We start from the raw sequence: 18625 nt of genomic DNA on the forward strand, positions 1-18625 counted from the left end.
CTGGAGTGCTGGAAGGCGAAACAGGTGTTTGTCTCCAAGCGCGGCCAGGGCACGGGCTATTCCGGCATCGAGAACCCCCTGTTCTTCAAGGAAAACACCCGCATGTTCTACGGCGACGCTAAGCAGAGTTTGGATACCTTGCTCAGCCTCTCCGCCGCCTGACCCCCGCAGATTTATCAAGAAGGAACAACCGTCATGACTGCTGCCCCGGCCCCCAAGAACGACCTTGGCGCCTATTGGATGCCCTTCACCGCCAACCGGCATTTCAAGGAGAACCCGCGGATGATCGCCGGGGCGGAAGGGATGTATTACACCACCACCGACGGGCGCAAGGTGATGGATGGCACCGCGGGCCTGTGGTGCGTCAATGCAGGCCACGCCGCGCCGCGGATCACCGAGGCGGTGCAGAAGCAGGTGGCGGAGCTGGACTATGCCCCGGCCTTCCAGATGGGCCACCCCAAGGCCTTTGAACTGGCAAACCGGCTGGCGGATCTGGCACCGGGGGATCTGAACCATGTGTTCTTCACCAATTCCGGCTCGGAGTCGGTGGAGACCGCGCTGAAGATCGCGCTGGCCTATCACAAGGCCAGGGGCGAGCAAGGCCGCACCCGGCTGATTGGCCGCGAGAAGGGCTATCACGGGGTCAATTTCGGCGGCATCTCGGTGGGCGGCATCGTCAACAACCGCCGTCATTTCGGCACCCTGCTGACCGGGGTGGACCACTTGCGCCACACCCATGACCCGGAGCGCAACGCCAATACCAAGGGCCAGCCGGAGCATGGCGCGGAGCTTGCCGAGGATCTGCAACGGATCATCGACCTGCACGGCGCCGAGACCATCGCCGCGGTGATCGTCGAGCCGATGGCCGGCTCCGCCGGTGTGATCCTGCCGCCCAAGGGATATCTGCAGCGGCTGCGAGAGATCACCCGCGAACATGGCATCCTTTTGATCTTTGACGAGGTGATCACCGCTTATGGCCGCCTGGGCCGGGCCTTCGGCGCGGATTATTACGGTGTGGAGCCGGACATGATCACCACCGCCAAGGGGCTGACCAACGGGGTCATTCCGATGGGCGCGGTGATGATCAGCAGCGCAATCCACGATGCCTTCATGACCGGCCCGGAGAACCTGATCGAGCTGTTCCACGGCTATACCTATTCCGGCAACCCGGTGGCCTGCGCGGCGGCGCTGGCGGCGTTGGACACTTACCGCGAAGAAGAGCTGTTTGAGCGTGCTGCAGGGCTGGAGGGCTATTGGGCGGATGCGCTGTTCAGCCTGAAAGGGCTGCCGCATGTGATGGACATACGCTGCTCCGGCCTGGTTGGCGCGGTGGAACTGGAGCCGGTTGAGGGCGCACCCACCAAGCGTGCGTTCGACACCTACCTTCGGGCCTGGGACAAGGGCGCGCATCTGCGCACCACCGGCGACATCATCGCCATGTCGCCGCCGCTGATCATCGAAAAATCCGAAATCGACGAGCTGGTCGGCATTCTGGCCGAGTCGCTTATCGCGTGACCAACCGGCCGCCGGCCCGCCGCGGAGGAGCACGCGGGGCCGGCCGCCGCCAAGGGAGAGAAGACATGAAAGACGTGCAAAGCAACGCCCGCATCAATGGCAGCCGCCTGTGGGATTCGCTGATGGAGATGGCGCAGAAAGGTCCCGGGCTGCGCGGCGGCAACAACCGCCAGACGCTGACCGATGCCGACAAGGAAGGCCGCGACCTGTTCAAGCGCTGGTGCGAGGAGGCCGGCATGACGGTGGGCGTCGACAGCATGGGCAACATGTTTGCCCGCCTCGAAGGCGCGGAGCCGGATCTGGACCCGGTGATGATGGGCAGCCATCTGGACACCCAGCCCACGGGCGGCAAATACGACGGCGTGCTGGGCGTGCTGGCGGGGCTTGAGGTGGTGCGCTCGATCCGCGATCAGGGCCTGCGCACCCGCCGCCCCATCGTGGTGGTGAACTGGACCAACGAGGAAGGCACCCGCTTTGCCCCGGCGATGCTGTCCTCCGGCGTCTTTGCAGGCGTCCACACCCAGGACTGGGCCTATGCGCGGGAGGATGCGGAAGGCAAAAAGTTCGGCGAGGAATTGGCCCGTATCGGCTACAAGGGCGATGAGCCGGTGGGCAACCGGAAGATGCACGCGATGTTCGAGCTGCATATCGAGCAGGGCCCCATTCTGGAAGCCGAGGGCAAGGACATTGGCGTTGTCACTCACGGTCAGGGCCTGAACTGGCTGCAGGTGACGCTGACGGGTCAGGAGGCGCATACCGGCTCCACCCCGATGCCGATGCGCCGCAATGCGGGTCTTGGCGCGGCGCGGATCACCGATCTGGTGCATGAGATCGCAATGAGCCACCAGCCCGATGCCGTGGGCGCCGTCGGACACTGCGATTATTACCCCAACAGCCGCAATATCGTGCCGGGCAAGGTGGTGTTCACCATCGACTTCCGCTCGCCCAGCTTTGACACCCAGACCGATATGGAACAGCGCCTGCGCGACGGGGCCGCCAAGATTGCCGAGGAACTGGAACTGGGGCTGGAGATCGAACGGGCAGGGCATTTCGACCCGGTGACCTTTGATGAGGGCTGCGTTGATGCGGTGCGCCGGGCGGCGGAGAAGCTGGGCTATTCGCACCGCAACATCATCTCCGGCGCGGGGCATGATGCCTGCTGGATCAACAAGGTGGCACCGACCGCCATGGTGATGTGCCCCTGTGTCGACGGCCTCAGCCACAACGAGGACGAGGAAATCAGCCGCGAATGGGCAGCGGCGGGCACCGACGTGCTGCTGCATGCGGTGCTGGAAACCGCAGAGATCGTGGAGTGAGCGGCATGAGCCAGAGAACCGTGATCAAGGGCGGCACCATTGTTGCCGCCGACCGCAGCTATGAGGCAGATGTCGCCATCGAGGGCGGCAAGATCGTGCAGATCGGCACCGGCCTGAACGGCGACAAGGTGCTGGACGCCGGGGGCTGCTATGTCATGCCGGGCGGCATTGACCCGCATGTGCATCTGGAGATGCCCTTCATGGGCACCCATTCGGCGGATGACTTCGAATCCGGCACCCGCGCGGGCCTCGCGGGCGGCACCACCATGGTGGTGGACTTCTGCCTGCCCAGCCCCGGCCAGTCGATGCTGGAGGCGCTGGAGGCCTGGCAGGCCAAGTCGAAACGCGCCTGCGCCGACTACTCCTTCCACATGGCAGTGACCTGGTGGAGCGAGCAGGTGTTCAACGAGATGCAGCAGGTCGTGGACTTGGGCATCAACTCCTTCAAGCACTTCATGGCCTACAAGGGCGCGCTGATGGTGGACGACGACGAGCTGTTCGACTCGTTCCGCCGCTGCGCCGCGCTGGGTGCGCTGCCGATGGTGCATGCGGAAAACGGCGACGTGGTGGCCACCATGCAGCAGAAGCTCTTGGCTGACGGCATCCGCGGGCCGGAGGGCCACGGGCTGTCGCGCCCGCCGGAGGTCGAGGGCGAGGCCACCAACCGCGCCATCATGATTGCCGACATGGCGGGCGTGCCGCTGTACGTCGTGCATACCTCCTGCGAACAGGCGCATGAGGCGATCCGCCGGGCGCGCCAGAAGGGCATGCGGGTCTATGGCGAGCCGCTGATCCAGCATCTTGTACTGGATGAGAGCGAATACCGCCATCCCAACTGGGACCACGCCGCGCAGCGGGTGATGTCGCCGCCGTTCCGGGACAAGGCGCACCAGGACAGCCTCTGGGCAGGCCTGCAGGCGGGGTCCTTGCAGGTTGTGGCAACCGACCACTGCGCCTTTACCGTGGATCAGAAACGCTTTGGCCTCGGTGATTTCACCAAAATCCCGAACGGCACCGGCGGCCTTGAGGACCGGATGCCTGTACTGTGGAGCGAGGGCGTGAACACCGGCCGGCTGACCCCGAACGAGTTTGTCGCCGTTACCTCCACCAATATCGCGCGCATTCTCAACATCTACCCGCGCAAGGGGGCGGTCCTGGAAGGTTCTGACGCCGACCTGGTGGTGTGGGACCCCAAGAAATCCAAGGTGATTTCGCCGGAAACCCAGCAGTCTGTTGTGGAATACAACGTCTTCTCGGGGCGCGAGGTGACAGGCCTGCCGCGCTACACACTCAGCCGCGGCGAGGTTGCGGTGGACGACGGCACCGTCTGCGCCACCCCGGGACACGGGCGGTTTGTGGACCGGCCGGCGTTCCCGGAAGTGAACAAGGCGCTCTCCAAGTGGAAAGAGGTGACCGCACCCCGCCAGGTTGTGCGCTCGGCTGAAAACATGCCGGCCTGCGTCTGATCATGCTCCCCGGCGCAAGCCGGGGAACTTCGTATTTGCCGCCCTGTGGAGGACGGGGCGGCGATAAGCCAAATAGGGAGGAAACCAACAATGGCTGACATCACCACTGAGTTTGCCGCATCCGGCGCCGAGGCGCCGCCGCGGGTGGACCTGACGGGGATCGACCCGGAGCTGTACAACGAGGACCAGCTGCCCACCACGGCGGCGGAACGCACCTGGGACTGGCTGGCGATTGCCGCGCTTTGGGTCGGCATGGTGGTCTGTATCCCGACCTATCTGCTTGCCTCTTACCTGATCGGCTCCGGCATGAGCTGGGATCAGGCGGTTCTAACCATTCTGGCGGCCAATGCTATCGTGCTGATCCCGATGGTGCTGGTGGGCCATGCCGGCACCAAATACGGCATCCCCTTCCCGGTGCTGCTGCGCTCGTCCTTCGGGCCCACCGGCGCCAAGATCCCGGCGGTGGCCCGCGGCATCGTCGCCTGCGGCTGGTTCGGCATCCAGACCTGGGTCGGCGGCTCGGCGATCTTCGTGATCCTGAACACCCTTACCGGCGGCGCGCTGGCGGGTGAGGCGCTGCCGGTGCTGGGCATCAGCGCGGGCGAGTTCATCTGCTTCCTCGCCTTCTGGGCGCTGCATCTCTACTTCATCAAGAACGGCACCGAGTCGATCCGCTGGCTGGAGACCTATGCGGCTCCGTTCCTGCTGGCGATGGGGCTGGCGCTCCTGGCCTGGGCCTATGTCAACGCGGGCGGCTTCGGCGAGATGCTGTCGACCCCCAGCGCCTTTGATCCGGGCCAGCCGCAGGAAGGCCAGTTCTGGGTGGTGTTCTGGCCGAGCCTCACCGGCATGATCGGCTTCTGGGCAACCCTGGCGCTGAACATCCCCGACTTCACCCGCCACGCCAAGAGCCAGAAGGACCAGCTTCTGGGCCAGATGGTCGGCCTGCCGATCCCGATGGCGCTGTTTGCCTTTATCGCCTCCGCCGTGACCTCGGCCACCGTGGTGATCTATGGCGAGGCGATCTGGGATCCGATCCAGCTGTCCGAGAAGATGGGCGGATTTTCGGTGATCATCGCGCTGTTTGCCCTGATCGTGGCGACGCTGACCACCAACCTGGCGGCTAACGTCGTGGCGCCTGCGCACGGGTTCTCGAACCTGGCGCCGAGCAAGATCAACCTCAAGCGCGGGGGCTACATCACCGCGGGCATCGGCATCGCCATGTTCCCCTGGATCCTGGTGAACCACATCATCGGCTGGCTGATCGCCTATTCGGCGCTCTTGGGTCCGATTGCGGGTGTGATGCTGGCGGACTACTACCTGCTGCGCAAGACCAAGCTGGAAGTGGCCGACCTGTTCAAGATGAACGGCATCTATTCCGGCAGCAACGGCACCAACTGGGCCGGTGTCTGGGCCCTCGTGATCGGCATCCTGCCGAACCTGCCGGGTTTCCTGGCCGGTGTCGGCATCACCGCCGGCACGTCGGACTTCTTCGCCACGATCTATACCTATGCGTGGTTTGTGGGCCTGTTTGTCGCCGGTGCCGCCTATCTGGTGCTGTCGAAGGTCCTGAACAAGTGAATCCAGTCCCCGGAGCGGCGCATCCGCTCCGGGGCTTTCCTTAGAAATCAAACAGAAGGGTTGCCTGATGCCCAAAGCCTATTGGATCGCACATGTCACGGTGACGGATCCCGAACCCTATGCCCTGTATGCCGCAGGCGCGACTGAAGCCTTTCGCAAGTTCAATGCGCGCGTGCTGGCACGCGGCGGAAAGTGCGAACAGCTTGAAGGCGACGGCCATCCACGCAATGTGGTCATCGAATTCGACACGCTGGATGCGGCCCTGTCCTGCTACAATTCGCCGGAGTACCAGGCGGCCAAGAACCACCGCCTTGGCGCAGGTATCGCCAACATCGTGATTGTCGAAGGCGCAGAGACCTGACCGATCAGGTTCCCAAGTAAAAGCCAGGCCCTGTGCCTGCAGCACTCAGCTGCCCGGCTATCGCGCAAGCTAGCCGGGCAGCCGCCAATGGCGATCAGCCGACGCCGCGCAGATCCGCCGGCAGCAGCGCTTTGGGGATATTCTGATAGCAGACCGGGCGCAGGAAGCGGCGGATCGACAGGGTGCCGACCGAGGTCGCGCCGAAATTGGTCGAGGCCGGGTAGGGGCCGCCATGCACCATGGTGTCACTGACCTCGACGCCGGTGGGGAAGCCATTGGCCAGCACCCGGCCGGCCTTGCGCTCCAGCACCGGCAGCAGGGCCTGACCCTGTGCGGTGTCCGCCTCGTCCAGATGCAGGGTGCAGGTCAGCTGGCCCTGCAACGCGCGGGCGATCTCCAGCATTTCGGCGTCGCTTTCGGCGGTGATCACCAGACCCAGCGGACCAAAGACTTCCTCGGCCAGGATCTCGTTGCCCAGCCAGGTGCGCGCCTCGGTCACATAAAGGTAGGGCGCGGCAGAGCGGGTGTCGCAGCTGGTGGTCAGCAGCTCGCGCACGCCCGCGGTGGCGGCAACCCGGCGCTGGCCCTCGCGGTAGGCGCTGGCGATGCCCTCGGTCAGCATGGTTTGCGGCGCGACCTCTGACAGGGCGGCGGTGGCGGTGTCGATGAAACGCTCGGCCTCGGCGCCTGCGCGCAGCACGGCGATGCCGGGGTTGGTGCAGAACTGGCCCGCGCCCATGGTCAGCGAGGCGGCCCAGCCGGTGGCGATCTCGGTGCCGCGCGCGGAGAGAGCGGCGTCGAGGATGAACATCGGGTTGACCGAGCCCAGTTCGCCGAAGAAGGGGATCGGCTCGGGGCGGGCGGCGCAGAGGTCAAAGAGGGCGCGGCCGCCCGCCAGCGAGCCGGTGAAGCCCACCGCCTTGATCAGCGGGTGCTGCACCAGCGCTGCGCCGACCTCGCGGTTGCCGCCCTGGATCAGGCTGAACACGCCGGGGTGGAGGCCGCATTTGGTGATCGCGGCGAGCACGGCTTCGGCGACGATCTCGCCGGTGCCGGGGTGGGCGCTGTGGCCTTTGACCACCACCGGACAGCCCGCCGCCAGCGCCGCCGCGGTGTCGCCGCCCGCGGTGGAGAAGGCGAGCGGGAAATTGGAGGCACCGAAGACCGCGACAGGCCCCAGCGGGCGCTGCATCATGCGCAGCTCGGGGCGGGGCAGGGGTGCACGGTCCGGCAGCGCGGCGTCATAGCGGCGGTCGAGGTAGTTGCCCTTGAGGATATGATCGGCAAAGGTGCGCAGCTGGCCCGTGGTGCGGCCGCGCTCGCCCTGCAGGCGGGCCTCCGGCAGGCCGGTCTCCTGGGCGCCGATGGCGGTGATGTCTTCTGCGCGGGCCTCGATCTCATCCGCGATGGCGTTGAGGAAGGCGGCGCGCTCCGCCCGGCTGGTGGCGCCGTAGCTGGCAAAGGCATCCTCTGCCGCCTCCACCGCTGCATTCACGTCGCTGACGCGGCCAACGGAGAAATCATGGCTGGGGCCGGTGGCCGGAGAGGAGGGGAAGCGGGTTTCGCCGGGCGTCCAAGCGCCTGCGATCAGGTGGTTTCCGTGCGGTGTGAACATGGGTGGGCCTCTGTATCGTGGCTGCGGCGCAGCAGGGGATTCTTGATACGGGATAATGGATACAAAATACGGGACTTGCAAGATGCCGGCCGGTAAAAACCGGGTGGTTCAGGTGTCAGAGGCTGGAAAAGCGCGGATTAACTGCCAGTGGTGGCACGGTGTTCGGCGACCAGCGACAGCAGCTCCTCCTTGGTGCGGGAGATGTGATGCGCCAGCGCGGCGCAGGCGCCCTCCACATCGCGGGCCTGGGCCAGTTCCAGCAGGTCGTGATGCTCCTTCTTGGCGGGCTCGCGCTGTTTCATCACGCTGAGGTGCATCCGCACGAAACGGTCGCAATGCAGGCTGATGCCCTGCAGCACCTCATTGGTCAGCTTACGGTCCGCCGCGGCATATAGCGCCGAGTGGTACTTGTGGTTGAGAGCGCCCCACTTAGCGACGTCATTGGCGTCATAAGAGGCGTCCATGTCCTTGAGGATATGTGTGCAGCGGGTGAAGTCCTCTGCCGTCATCGCCGGGATCGCGCGGCGGAACAGGTCCACCTCCAGCAGGATGCGCAGGTCGAAGATCTCGGCAATCTCGCGCAGCGAGTGCTTGGTGACAGAGGCGCCTCGGTTGTTGGTGAACTGCACCAGGCCCTCGGCGTCCAGCCGTTTTAGCGCCTCGCGGATCGGCATGCGCGAGACATCGTATTCCTCTGCCAGGGCCTCTTGCCGGATGGTTTCACCCTCGGCCAGCTCACCGCTCAGGATGCGTTCGCGCAGGTCGTTGGCAATCACTTCCGGGAGGGAGCTTCGGGTAACGGCGCGTTTGCCTGCCATGGGGGCCTCGTCAGATTTGTTGTTCGTATTTTGGATACGCTAGTGGGTCTGCCCCGTTTCTTCAAGCAATTGGCCAAGTTTTACACCGGCAGCGGGGTTGCTGCCCCGCAACCGGCTTTTGTATCCAAACCCCGGGCCGTCAGGCGCCCCAGGTGTCGCTGAGGCGATAGCCGTCGGGCCAGGGGTCGTCCGGGTCCAGCATGTGCTGATGGATGCCGGTGATCCAGCCGCGCCCGCTGAGTTCCGGCACGACCGCCGGGCGTCCGCCCACCGTGGTTTGCTCCACGATCCGTCCTGTGAAGCGGGAGCCGATGATCGACACGGCCTCAAACGTCTGGTCCGGAGTCATCTGCCCCTTGGCCAGCATCAGCGCCATGCGGGCGGAAACCGCGGTGCCGGTGGGGGAACGGTCCACCTTGCCCGGCTGGATGGCAACTGCGGAGCGGCTGGTGAGGCCGGTTTCCGTCTGCTCCAGCGGGCCGCAGAAGGCGCAGAAGGAGATGTGGCGCCAGTCCGGGTTCTCCGGGTGGGTGAAGCCGAGCTGCGCGTTGGCAGCCTCCAGGATGCGGGTTCCGAGCTGGGCGATCTGCTTGGCGTTTGCCTCTGTGATCTCCAGCCCCAGATCGGCGGCCTGCACCACGACGAAACTGTCGCCGCCATAGGCGGTGTCGACGGTCAGTGTGCCAATGCCCGGCACATCGAGGGAAGCGCCGATCTCACCGGCGAAGCTTGGCACGTTCTGCACAAAGATCCGCTCCGCCTTGCCGTTCCGGCATTCGGCGCGCACCCGCACCAGCCCGCCGGGGGCCTCCAGCACCAGATGGGTTTCCGGCTCCTGCATCGGCAGGATGCCCCCGTCCAGCAGAACAGTGGAGACGCAGATCGAGTTGGAGCCGGACATCGGCGGTGTGTAATCCGGCTCCATGATGATGAAGCCCATGTCGGCCTCCGGGTGCTTGGGCGGCACAAGGAGGTTTACATGGCGGAACACGCCGCCGCGGGGTTCATTCAGGACGAATTTCCGCAGGGTCTGGTCCTTGTCGATGAAGGCGCGTTGTTCCCACAGGGTTTCGCCCGGCGGCGGTGCGACGCCGCCAACGATCACGTCGCCCACCTCACCCTCTGCATGGGCGGAAATCACATGGATGGTCTTGCTGCTGCGCATCCGCAGGCCTCCTCAGGAATAGCGGGCAACCGGGTCGCCCAGGGCTTCGAAGATCGGGGTGATCCCCAGGCCGGGTTCATCGGGGGCGGTCATCCGCCCGTTCACACGCTTGGGCGCGCCGCTGGCAATGTCAACGGTGCCATAGCTGTTGAAGTCGGTAGCAGAGAAGGTGAACTCCGCCGGGGTGGAGCGGGCCAGATGGGCGATGGCGGCGGTGGTGATGTCGCCGCCCCAGGTGTCCTCGATCGTCATCGGGATGCCATGCGCCACGCAGAGATCGCGCATCAGCCGTGCGCGGCTCAGGCCGCCGACCTTGGAGATTTTGAGGTTGATCACGTCCATTGCGTCCTCGGCAATGCCGCGCACCAGCGTGTTGGGGGTGTCGATCACCTCGTCCATCACAAAGGGCAGCGCGGTGCGGCGGCGGATCGAGACGCTTTCCTCGTAAGTCAGGCAGGGTTGCTCCACATAGACGTCGAGGCCAGCGATGGCGCCCACCACCCGCGCCGCCTCGTGCCGGGTCCAGCCGGTGTTGGCGTCGGCCACCAGCAGGTCGGACTTCTTCAGCACCGCGCGGGTGGCATGGATGCGGTCGATATCGTCATTGGCCTCGCCGCCGACCTTCAGCTGGAACTTGGTGTAGCCCTCGGCGGCGTAGCCTTCGATCTTGCGGGCCATGGTGTCCGGGTCCTCCTGGCTGATGGCGCGGTAGAGCACCACATCGTCCTGCGCGGCGCCGCCCAGCAGAGTGTAAACCGGCTGGCCGGTGGCCTTGCCCAAGATATCCCAGCAGGCAATGTCGACCGGCGCCTTGGCATAGGGGTGGCCGCGCAGGGCCGCGTCCATGGTACGGTTTATCTGGCCCAGGTTCAGCGGATCCTGCCCGATAAGATGCGGCGCCAGTTCCGCCAGCCCGGCGCGCACGCCGCGCGCGAAGGAGGGCAGATAGGCGGAGCCCAGCGGGCAGCATTCGGCGTAGCCGGTCAGCCCCTCGTCGGTGCTGATTTCCAGCACTGTGCTGTCAAAGACATCGACATAATTGCCGTTCGACCAGCTGTAGCGGCCTTCCTTCAGCGGCAGATCGACCTGGTAGACGGTGAGCTGGGTGATTTTCATGGCGCGGCTCCTTTCAGCTGCGGGTCAGAACCTGGTGGCGGCGTAGGGCTGCATCGGCAGCGCGGCGGCGGTGTTTGCGGCGAGGGAGGCAACCAGCTCGGCGGTGCCAGCGGCCTGGGTCAGCCCCAGGTGGCCGTGGCCGAAGGCATAGATCACGCCGGGGGTGCTGGCAGAACGGCTGATCACCGGCAGGCTGTCAGGCATTGAGGGGCGGAATCCCATCCATTGGGTGCCGCCCTCCGTGTCGAGATCCGGCAGGAATTGCTTGGCCTTATGCAGCAGGATTTCCGCGCGGCGGTAGTTCGGCGGCAGTTTCAGCCCGCCCAGCTCCACCGCGCCGCCGACCCGCACGCCGCCGCTGATCCGGGTGATGACAAAGCCGTGCGCCGGAAAGGTCAAGTGGGTCTTCAGACCAAAGGCGCCGGGGGGCAGGGTGGTATTGTAGCCGCGCTCGGTCTCCAGCGGGAGGTGTTCGCCCAGGGTGCGTGCCAGGCGGTGCGACCAGGCCCCGCAGGCGACCACGATCTGTGATGCAGGGACCGGGCCGTCCTTGGTCTGGGCTAGGGTCTTGCCGCCCTCGCTGCGCAGGGCCGTCACCTCAGCGGTGTCTATGCGGCCGCCCCGGGCGAGGAAGGCCTGCACCAGATGCTCCGCCCAGGTCTTGGGGTTCACCGTGTTCATCCAGTCGGGGGTGAAGGCAGCATGGGTGAAGCGCGGCGCCAGACCGGGCTGGATTTCGGCAATCGCCTCCGGGCTGCGCAGCAGGTCGAAGCGGATGCCGTGTTCGCGCCGCAGCTGCCAATCGGGCAGGGCAGCGCGGAAGGCACTCTCACCCTCGTAAAGCTGCAATTGTCCCTCGCGCTGCATCAGCGGCTCGCCGTCCACATCGGCAATCTGGCGTTCCAGCGCGGCGCGGGAGTGCGCCATCAGCAGCACCTGCGCCTGCAGCGCGGCCTGGTAGCGGCTGCGCCAGCTGGCGCGCCAGAACCGCAGCATCCAGGGGGCGATCTGCAGCGCATAGGCGGGCGGCACCGACAGCGGCCCCAGCGGGTCCAGCAGCCACTTCGGCGCCTTGCGCATGATGCCCGGCGTGGCCAGCGGCACAATGTCGGTAAAGGCAAAGGCGCCGGCGCTGGCCGCAGAAGCCTCTGCTGCGATACCGGTGCGGTCGAGGATGCGCACGCGGCGGCCCTGTTTCTGCAGCTCCAGCGCGGCGCTGAGGCCGATGATGCCGGCGCCGATGACGAGGATATCGTCCGAGTCTTTTGCGGTCATGTCAGGTCCTATCACAGTCCGACCAGCAGGGAAGGCAGCCAGGTGGCCAGCTCCGGCACCAGCAGGAGCGCCACCAGCACCAGGCCTTGTGCGGCAACAAATGGCAGCACGCCGCGGTACATGTGGCCGTAGGTCATGTCCTTGGGCGCGATGGAGCGCAGGTAGAAGATCGAGGGCGCCATCGGCGGGGTCAGGTAGGAGGTCTGGATTACCACCAGCACCAGCATGGCAAACCAGACGGGATCAATGCCCGCGCTGCGCACAAGCGGCGCGAAGATCGGCACGAAGATCAGCACGATCGACACCCAGTCCAGGACGAAGCCTGCAAAGAACACTACTAGCAGCAGGAAGGTTATGAGGCCGGCGTTGCCATAGCCGATGACCTCCACCGTATCGCGCACCAGCCCGCCGCCGCCGGTGACGGCAAAGATCGAGGTGAACATGGTGCCGCCGGCCACGATCAGCATGATCATCGCGGTGATGCGCAGGGTGACCCCCAGCGCCTCACGCAGCATGGTGATGGTGAGTTCGCGGAACATCAGCGTCAGCACCAGCGTGCCGGTAGCCCCCACGGCGGCGGCCTCGGTTGCAGACGCAGCGCCTGCCAGCAGCGAACCCAGCACCATGGCAATCAGCAGCAAAGGCGGCACCAGCGCGGTGACGGTGATCTTCAGCTTCTGGCCCACCGGCATGGCGCGGCCCTCAGGCGGCAGCACCGGCGCGTCCTGCGGGCGGCGTAGGCTTCGCAGCAGCACGTAGCCCACGAAGAAAACGACCATCAGCACGCCGGGCAGGATCGAGGCTGCAAACAGCTGGCCGATCGACAGCTGGGCGATGGAGGCATAGACCACCACGATCACGGAAGGCGGGATGATGGTGCCGAGCGAGCCGCCGGCGCAGATGGTGCCGGCAATCAGGTCGTTTTTGTAGCTTGCCGCGCGCATAGCCGGGATCGCCATCAGCCCGACGACGATCTCCACCGCGCCGACAACGCCAGAGGCGGCGGCAAAAATCGCGCACATGGCGATGGTCGAGAGCGCCAGCCCGCCGGGCAGCCCGCCCAGCCAGATCTGCAGCGCAAAAAACAGCCGTTTGGCAATGCCGGAGCGTTCCAGCACAGCGCCCATGAAGATGAACAGCGGGATTGCCGCCAGCACGAAGTTGGAGGCGGTGTGCAAGAGCGGGCCGTAAAGCTGCAGGAACAGCATGTCGCCAAAGACCGCATAGCCAAAGGCAACGGCCACGATCATCATCGAAAACGCCACCGGGATGCCGGCAAAGACCAGCGCAAACAGGGCGGCAAACATCAGAAGGGGGATCATAAATCAGCTCTCCGGCGCAGCGTGCGGGTCATCGGGGGTCTGCCCCGGGATTTTCTCGCCGCGCAAGTAAAGGAGCGCCTCCAGCAGGAACTGCAGGCAGAAGGCAAAGAGGCCGAGCGCAATCACGGAATAAAACGGCCACATCAACGGCGCCCAGGGGCTGACGGTTTCCACCTCGCCGGTCTGAAACGCCTTCAGCGCCTTGGACGCGGCCACCCAGGTCAGCGCGCCGGTGATCGGCGCCATCAGCAGCGCATAGACCGCCGCATTCAGGACCTGCTGGACGCGCAGGGGGAATTTCTGCGACAGGAAATCTATCCGCACATGCGCCTCCTTGCGCAGCGAATAAGCCGCGCCCAGGAAGACGATTGAGCCGTTCAGCATGTAGGAAATGTCAAAGGCCCAGAGGGTCGGTGCGCCAAAGACGTAGCGGGCGGCGACCTCGTAAAGCATGGCCGCGATCATGGCGAGGATGGTCAGCTGGCCAACCGCACCCAAGAGGGCCGACAGCCCTTCAACGCCGGTTCTGAAGAAATGCATGGAAACCTCCGGGCAGGGAGGCGCGGACCGGAGATCCCGGCCCGCGCAAAGGGTCATTCAGCAGCGTCACGCACCAGGTAAACGGAGTTTTCGGCCCAGCTGGACTGGTAGGCCAGGTAGCTGTCCAGGATCTCCTGCATCCGGGCATTGCCGCCCTCGGACAGTTCCGCAGCACGGGCGCGCGCCCAGTTGCGGCCGGCCTCGCGCAGCTTCTCGGATTCGGCGTGCTCCATCTGGACCATCTGCACCTTGGTCTTGCGGTAGTCGGCCATCGCCTTGATGTCGGCATCGCCAAAGCGGGTGTAGCCTTCATAAGTGGAGAGGCGCGCGGAGGCTTCGATCAGCCCCTGCAAGTCTGCGGGCAGCGCGTCCCAGGTTTCAGCCTTGACGAACACTTCCCACAGGAAGGAGGGCTGATGCACGCCGGGCATGATCATGTAGGGTGCCACCTCGTGGAAGCCTTCGGAGAAGTTGGCGCCGGGGGTGGACCATTCGATGGCGTCAACGCCCTTGCGCTGCAGCAGTGTGTAGATCTCATTGCCGGGTACCACGGTGGGCACGCCGCCGAAGTCGTCCTTCATCACCGCGGCAAAGGCGCCGGAGGTGCGGTATTTCACGCCCTTCAAGTCCTCGACGGTTTTGATCTCGACGTTGGAATGCGCCATCACCTCGGAGGTGCCAATGCCGACGACCAGGCTGTGCAGCCCCATCTCCTCGCGGCGGAAGTCCTGCAGCATCTTCTCGCCGCCGCCTTCATAGATCCAGTGCAGGGTGGCCTCAGGCGACATGCCGCCGGGGAAGGAGGCAAAGATCGCATTGGTCGGGTCCTGGTTCACCAGATAGGACGGGGTGGAATGGCCCGCCTCGACAATGCCTTCCTGCACCGCTTCATGCGCTTTGAAGGCAGGCACTAGAACGCCCGCGCCGAACGGCTGGATCTCAACCCGGCCTTGGGTCAGGGTTTCGACGTTGCCTGCAAAACGCTCCATGAAGTTCTGGTAGAGGAAGGAGCCTTCGCCGACGGCGGCGGTCATCTTCCATTCGACCTCTGCCGCGGCGGCGGCTGTTGCCAGGGCTAGGCTGAAGCCTGCGGCGATTGCGGATGTGAATTTCATGTTAGGGACCTCTCTTCTGCTGGAATGCGGCCCGGGTTTTCGTCCCAGGCCCTGGTTGAAATGGTTCAGGCGGCGGCCTCTGCGCTGTTGGAAATGCCGCCGCGGAAGGGATCATCGGGGCTGAAGAACAGCTTGCCCTCACCCATCACAAAGGCCTGGCCGCTGAGGGTGGGGATCACCCCGCCGTTCACCCCCGGCTGATAGGACAAGCGGTAGGGGGAGCCGATGATGCTTTCCTGGACAATCTCCTCACCCGGCTGCAGCCGCCCCGCTGCCGCCAGGCAGGCCAGCCGGGCAGAGCTGCCGGTGCCGCAGGGGGAGCGGTCATAGGTGTCGTCCGGGCACAGCACGAAGTTGCGGCTGTGAATGCCGTCGTGCGGGGAGGGGTCCTGGAAGATCACATGGTCGATCGGCTCGCCCTTCTCTCCGCCCACGCCCTGGGCATTGGCGGCGGTGCGGATGGCGATGGCGTGATCGGTCAGGGCGCGGATGTTCTCCCTGCGCAGCGGCAGCGGGCTGGGTTCGACAATGAAAAACCAGTTGCCGCCATAGGCAACATCGCCAGTCACGGTGCTGCCGTCCAGCAGGGTGACCCTGGCCCCCGCAATGACGCGGCGGCTTTCGATGTTGGTGACAGTCACAGTATTGGCGTCCTCCAGCAGCACCGTCACCACGCCCGCGGGGGTCTCGATGCGGTGGCTGCCGGGGGTGATCAGGCCCAGATGGGCCAGCGTCACCGCCAGCCCGATGGTGCCGTGGCCGCACATGCCCAGCACCGCATCGGCGTCAAAATAGATGACGCCGGTTGCGCAAGCAGGTTCGGTAGGCGGCACCAGCAGCGCGCCGACCATGGCGGGCTGGCCGCGCGGCTCGCGCATGACGGCGTGGCAGAAGCCCATGTGGTCCTCTGCCAGCCGCCGGGCGCGCTCTGCCAGCGGGCCGGTCCCCAGATCGGGACCGCCCTCCAGGATCACGCGCGTCGGTTCGCCGCCGGTGTGGCTGTCGACTACATGCATTCGGTGATGATCCCGCCCTGCGCCGACCAGTCCGCGAACCAGGTGCGGAACAGCGTGTACTGCTGTTCGCAATAGTTGCGCTGGGCGTCCGACAGCTCGTCTGTCTCGTTGAAATGCAGGCGGTAGTCTTCTTCGCCATTCAGCACCAAGAGGTGCTTGTAGTAGAGGATCAGGTCCGGGCCTTCGTCGAATGTCGAAAGGACGTGGATTGCGTCGGTCAGTTCCTGCGCGCGGACACGGGCCTCGGCGCTGCCCTCGGCGGCCAGTTTTGACAGGCGCGCCAGCAGCAGCGCTTCCCGCGGCAGGGCACAGCCGATGCCGGTGATCGAGCCGGTGGCGCCGCAGTTCACAAACCCATGGTATACCTCGGTGTCGACGCCGACCATCAGCGTCACCTGGTCGTCCTGGCTGGTGATATGCTCCGCCGCATAGCGCAGGTCGTCCTTGCCGCCAAACTCCTTGAAGCCGATCAGGTTCTTGTGTTCCGTGCGCAGGGCAAAGAACAGGTCGGCGCGGGTGGCAAAGCCGTAATAGGGGCTGTTGTAGATGATGGCCGGCACGTCCGGGGCCGCATCCAGAATGGCCTTGAAGTGGTTTTTCTGCGCCGCAACAGAGGTGCCGCGGGACAACACGCGCGGGATCACCATCAGGCCGGCCGCGCCGACCTCTTGCGCGTGGCGGGCGTGATCGACGGCGGATTTGGTGTTGATCGCACCGGTGCCGACCACAACCGGCAGGCCGGCGGCGGCGAGGCGGGCGACGCCCTCCATCCGCTGTTCGTCGGTCAGCAGCGGCCAGTCGCCCATCGAGCCGCAGTAGACCACCGCCGACATACCCGCGGCGATCATCTCCTCGCCCTTTTTGACCAGAGCGTCGAAGTTCGGCGTACGGTCCGGGTTGCAGGGGGTCATCAGGGCCGGCATGGTGCCGGTGAAGACATTTGTAGACATTATCCAATTTCTCCAGTTAGGCGCAGGCCGCCGCTGGGAGGCACGGCAGCCTGCGGGGGAAGGGGTCAGCGCACGTTGGCGAGGAATTTGCGGGTGTGTTCGGACTGGGCGTCGCCGAAGATCTGCGCGGGCGGGCCGATCTCCTCCATCACGCCCTGATGGAAGAAGGCCACCCGGTCGGAGACATCACGGGCAAAGCCCATCTCATGGGTGACGCAGATCATCGTCATGCCCTCGTCGGCGAGCAGGCGCATGGTATCCAGCACCTCGCCCACCAGTTCCGGGTCCAGGGCGGAGGTCGCCTCGTCAAACAGCATGTACTCCGGCTCCATCGCCAGCGCGCGGGCAATCGCCAGCCGCTGCTGCTGGCCGCCGGACAGGGCGCCGGGGTAGACATTCAGCTTCTCGCCCAGCCCCACATGCTGCAGCTGTTTGGCGGCAATTTCGCGGGCCTCGGCCTTGGACTTGCCTTTGACGATGCGCGGCGCCAGCGCCACGTTTTCCAGCGCCGTCAGATGCGGGAAGGAATTCCACTGCTGGAAAACCATGCCCAGCTTCTGGCGCAGCTTGTTGATGTCGGTGCCCTTGGCATGCACATCGGTGCCATCGACGGTGACAGCGCCGTCCTGGATCGTCTCCAGCCCGTTGATGCAGTAAAGCAGCGTCGACTTGCCGGAGCCGGAGGCGCCGATGACAGAGAGCACCTCGCCCTTCTGCACATCCAGGTCGATGCCTTTCAGAACGTGCAGAGCGCCGAAATACTTGTGAAGGTCGCGGATGGAAATCATTGGGCCCACCTGTTTTCGAGATGTGTGGCGTAGCGGGAGACCGGATAGGACAGCGCGAAATAGAAGGCGCCGGCCAGGGCCAGGATCAAGAAAGGTTCCTGGGTGCGGGTGATCAGGATCTGGCTGGCCTTCAGCAGCTCGACATAGCCAAGCACCGAGACCAGCGCGCTGTCCTTCATCACCCCCAGCGCAACGCCGACCCAGGAGGGGAACACCGCCCGCCCGCCGATCGGCAGCACCACATGGCGCAGATCCTGCCAGTAGCTAAGCCCGAGGCTGCGTGCGGCGCGGCGCATCGGGGCGCCTACGGCTTCTATGCCGCCACGGGCCACATTGGCCACCAGCGCCGCGGTATAGACGGTCAGGATCACGGTGCCGGAGGCAAAGGGATCCAGGTTCAGCCCGACGATCGGGGCGAAGTTGTAAAACAGCACCAACTGGATGATCAGCGGCACGGAGCGGAACACGTCCAGCACCGGCGCCAGCGTCAGGGTGGCTGCGCGCCGGCCCTCGTACAGCATCCAGCCGAAAAGGGCGCCCAGCACCGTGCCAAGCGAGATCGACAGGACGGAAATCCACAGCGTGCGCAGCGCCGCCTCGCCCATGAACCAGAGGTCATTAGGCGCAAAGCCGCTGAAAAACTTAAGTGTCGGTTCCATAAAGTGC

At 65.4% G+C, this 18625-nt stretch carries 18 protein-coding genes; 6 read left to right on the forward strand and 12 right to left on the reverse strand.

Going from position 1 to position 18625, the window contains the following annotated elements:
- From KUW17_RS10340 to KUW17_RS10365, 6 genes are all read left to right on the forward strand, one after another.
- The coding region (locus KUW17_RS10340) for an NAD(P)(+) transhydrogenase (Re/Si-specific) subunit beta (protein WP_222479713.1) at positions 1-162 on the forward strand (162 nt) is incomplete at its 5' end.
- Between the two features lie 33 nt (positions 163-195).
- Positions 196-1515, forward strand: coding sequence for an aspartate aminotransferase family protein (locus KUW17_RS10345; RefSeq protein ID WP_222478731.1), 1320 nt, complete (start codon positions 196-198; stop codon positions 1513-1515).
- A gap of 65 nt (positions 1516-1580) precedes the next feature.
- Positions 1581-2831 (forward strand): Zn-dependent hydrolase, encoded by a 1251-nt coding sequence (locus tag KUW17_RS10350; protein ID WP_222478734.1) that lies wholly within the window; start codon positions 1581-1583, stop codon positions 2829-2831.
- Between the two features lie 5 nt (positions 2832-2836).
- Positions 2837-4297 (forward strand): dihydropyrimidinase, encoded by a 1461-nt coding sequence (hydA, locus tag KUW17_RS10355; RefSeq protein WP_222478736.1) that lies wholly within the window; start codon positions 2837-2839, stop codon positions 4295-4297.
- A gap of 90 nt (positions 4298-4387) precedes the next feature.
- A complete protein-coding gene (locus KUW17_RS10360) occupies positions 4388-5878 on the forward strand; it encodes an NCS1 family nucleobase:cation symporter-1 (protein WP_222478738.1) in 1491 nt (496 codons plus the stop codon).
- A gap of 67 nt (positions 5879-5945) precedes the next feature.
- Positions 5946-6239 (forward strand): DUF1330 domain-containing protein, encoded by a 294-nt coding sequence (locus tag KUW17_RS10365; RefSeq protein WP_222478740.1) that lies wholly within the window; start codon positions 5946-5948, stop codon positions 6237-6239.
- Positions 6240-6333: 94 nt separating this feature from the next.
- Here KUW17_RS10365 and KUW17_RS10370 read toward each other — a convergent pair whose 3' ends face one another.
- The 12 genes from KUW17_RS10370 to KUW17_RS10425 all read right to left on the reverse strand — a co-directional run bounded on the left by KUW17_RS10370 (position 6334) and on the right by KUW17_RS10425 (position 18618).
- Positions 6334-7854 carry an aldehyde dehydrogenase (NADP(+)) gene (locus KUW17_RS10370; protein WP_222478742.1) on the reverse strand — a complete coding sequence of 507 codons (1521 nt, stop codon included), beginning with the start codon at positions 7852-7854 and terminating at the stop codon, positions 6334-6336.
- A 137-nt stretch (positions 7855-7991) separates the two neighbouring features.
- Entirely contained in the window at positions 7992-8672 is a 681-nt protein-coding gene (locus KUW17_RS10375) for a GntR family transcriptional regulator (protein ID WP_222478744.1), read from the reverse strand.
- A 139-nt stretch (positions 8673-8811) separates the two neighbouring features.
- Positions 8812-9837, reverse strand: a complete 1026-nt coding sequence (locus KUW17_RS10380) for a trans-3-hydroxy-L-proline dehydratase (RefSeq protein ID WP_222478746.1) — start codon at positions 9835-9837, stop codon at positions 8812-8814.
- 12 nt (positions 9838-9849) lie between these two features.
- Positions 9850-10953 carry a cis-3-hydroxy-L-proline dehydratase gene (locus KUW17_RS10385; RefSeq protein WP_222478748.1) on the reverse strand — a complete coding sequence of 368 codons (1104 nt, stop codon included), beginning with the start codon at positions 10951-10953 and terminating at the stop codon, positions 9850-9852.
- 24 nt (positions 10954-10977) lie between these two features.
- Positions 10978-12228 (reverse strand): NAD(P)/FAD-dependent oxidoreductase, encoded by a 1251-nt coding sequence (locus KUW17_RS10390; protein WP_222478750.1) that lies wholly within the window; start codon positions 12226-12228, stop codon positions 10978-10980.
- A gap of 11 nt (positions 12229-12239) precedes the next feature.
- Positions 12240-13550, reverse strand: a complete 1311-nt coding sequence (locus tag KUW17_RS10395; RefSeq protein ID WP_222478752.1) for a TRAP transporter large permease subunit — start codon at positions 13548-13550, stop codon at positions 12240-12242.
- A 3-nt stretch (positions 13551-13553) separates the two neighbouring features.
- The gene (locus KUW17_RS10400) at positions 13554-14090 is read right to left on the reverse strand and encodes a TRAP transporter small permease subunit (RefSeq protein ID WP_222478755.1); all 537 of its coding nucleotides are present in this window, start codon (positions 14088-14090) and stop codon (positions 13554-13556) included.
- A 53-nt stretch (positions 14091-14143) separates the two neighbouring features.
- Positions 14144-15205, reverse strand: a complete 1062-nt coding sequence (dctP, locus tag KUW17_RS10405; protein ID WP_222478757.1) for a TRAP transporter substrate-binding protein DctP — start codon at positions 15203-15205, stop codon at positions 14144-14146.
- 65 nt (positions 15206-15270) lie between these two features.
- Entirely contained in the window at positions 15271-16221 is a 951-nt protein-coding gene (locus KUW17_RS10410) for a proline racemase family protein (RefSeq protein ID WP_222478759.1), read from the reverse strand.
- Positions 16212-17171, reverse strand: a complete 960-nt coding sequence (locus tag KUW17_RS10415; RefSeq protein ID WP_222478761.1) for a dihydrodipicolinate synthase family protein — start codon at positions 17169-17171, stop codon at positions 16212-16214. Before KUW17_RS10415 ends, KUW17_RS10410 begins: the two co-directional genes overlap by 10 nt.
- A 65-nt stretch (positions 17172-17236) precedes the next feature.
- Positions 17237-17959, reverse strand: coding sequence for an amino acid ABC transporter ATP-binding protein (locus KUW17_RS10420; protein WP_222478763.1), 723 nt, complete (start codon positions 17957-17959; stop codon positions 17237-17239).
- Complete coding sequence (locus tag KUW17_RS10425) at positions 17956-18618, reverse strand: amino acid ABC transporter permease (RefSeq protein ID WP_222478765.1); 663 nt, start codon at positions 18616-18618, stop codon at positions 17956-17958. The genes KUW17_RS10420 and KUW17_RS10425 overlap by 4 nt, the downstream gene beginning before the upstream one ends.
- Positions 18619-18625 lie beyond the last annotated feature (7 nt).

It is taken from the genome of Leisingera aquaemixtae, from assembly GCF_019801145.1.
In the GTDB taxonomy this organism is placed as follows: domain Bacteria; phylum Pseudomonadota; class Alphaproteobacteria; order Rhodobacterales; family Rhodobacteraceae; genus Leisingera; species Leisingera aquaemixtae_A.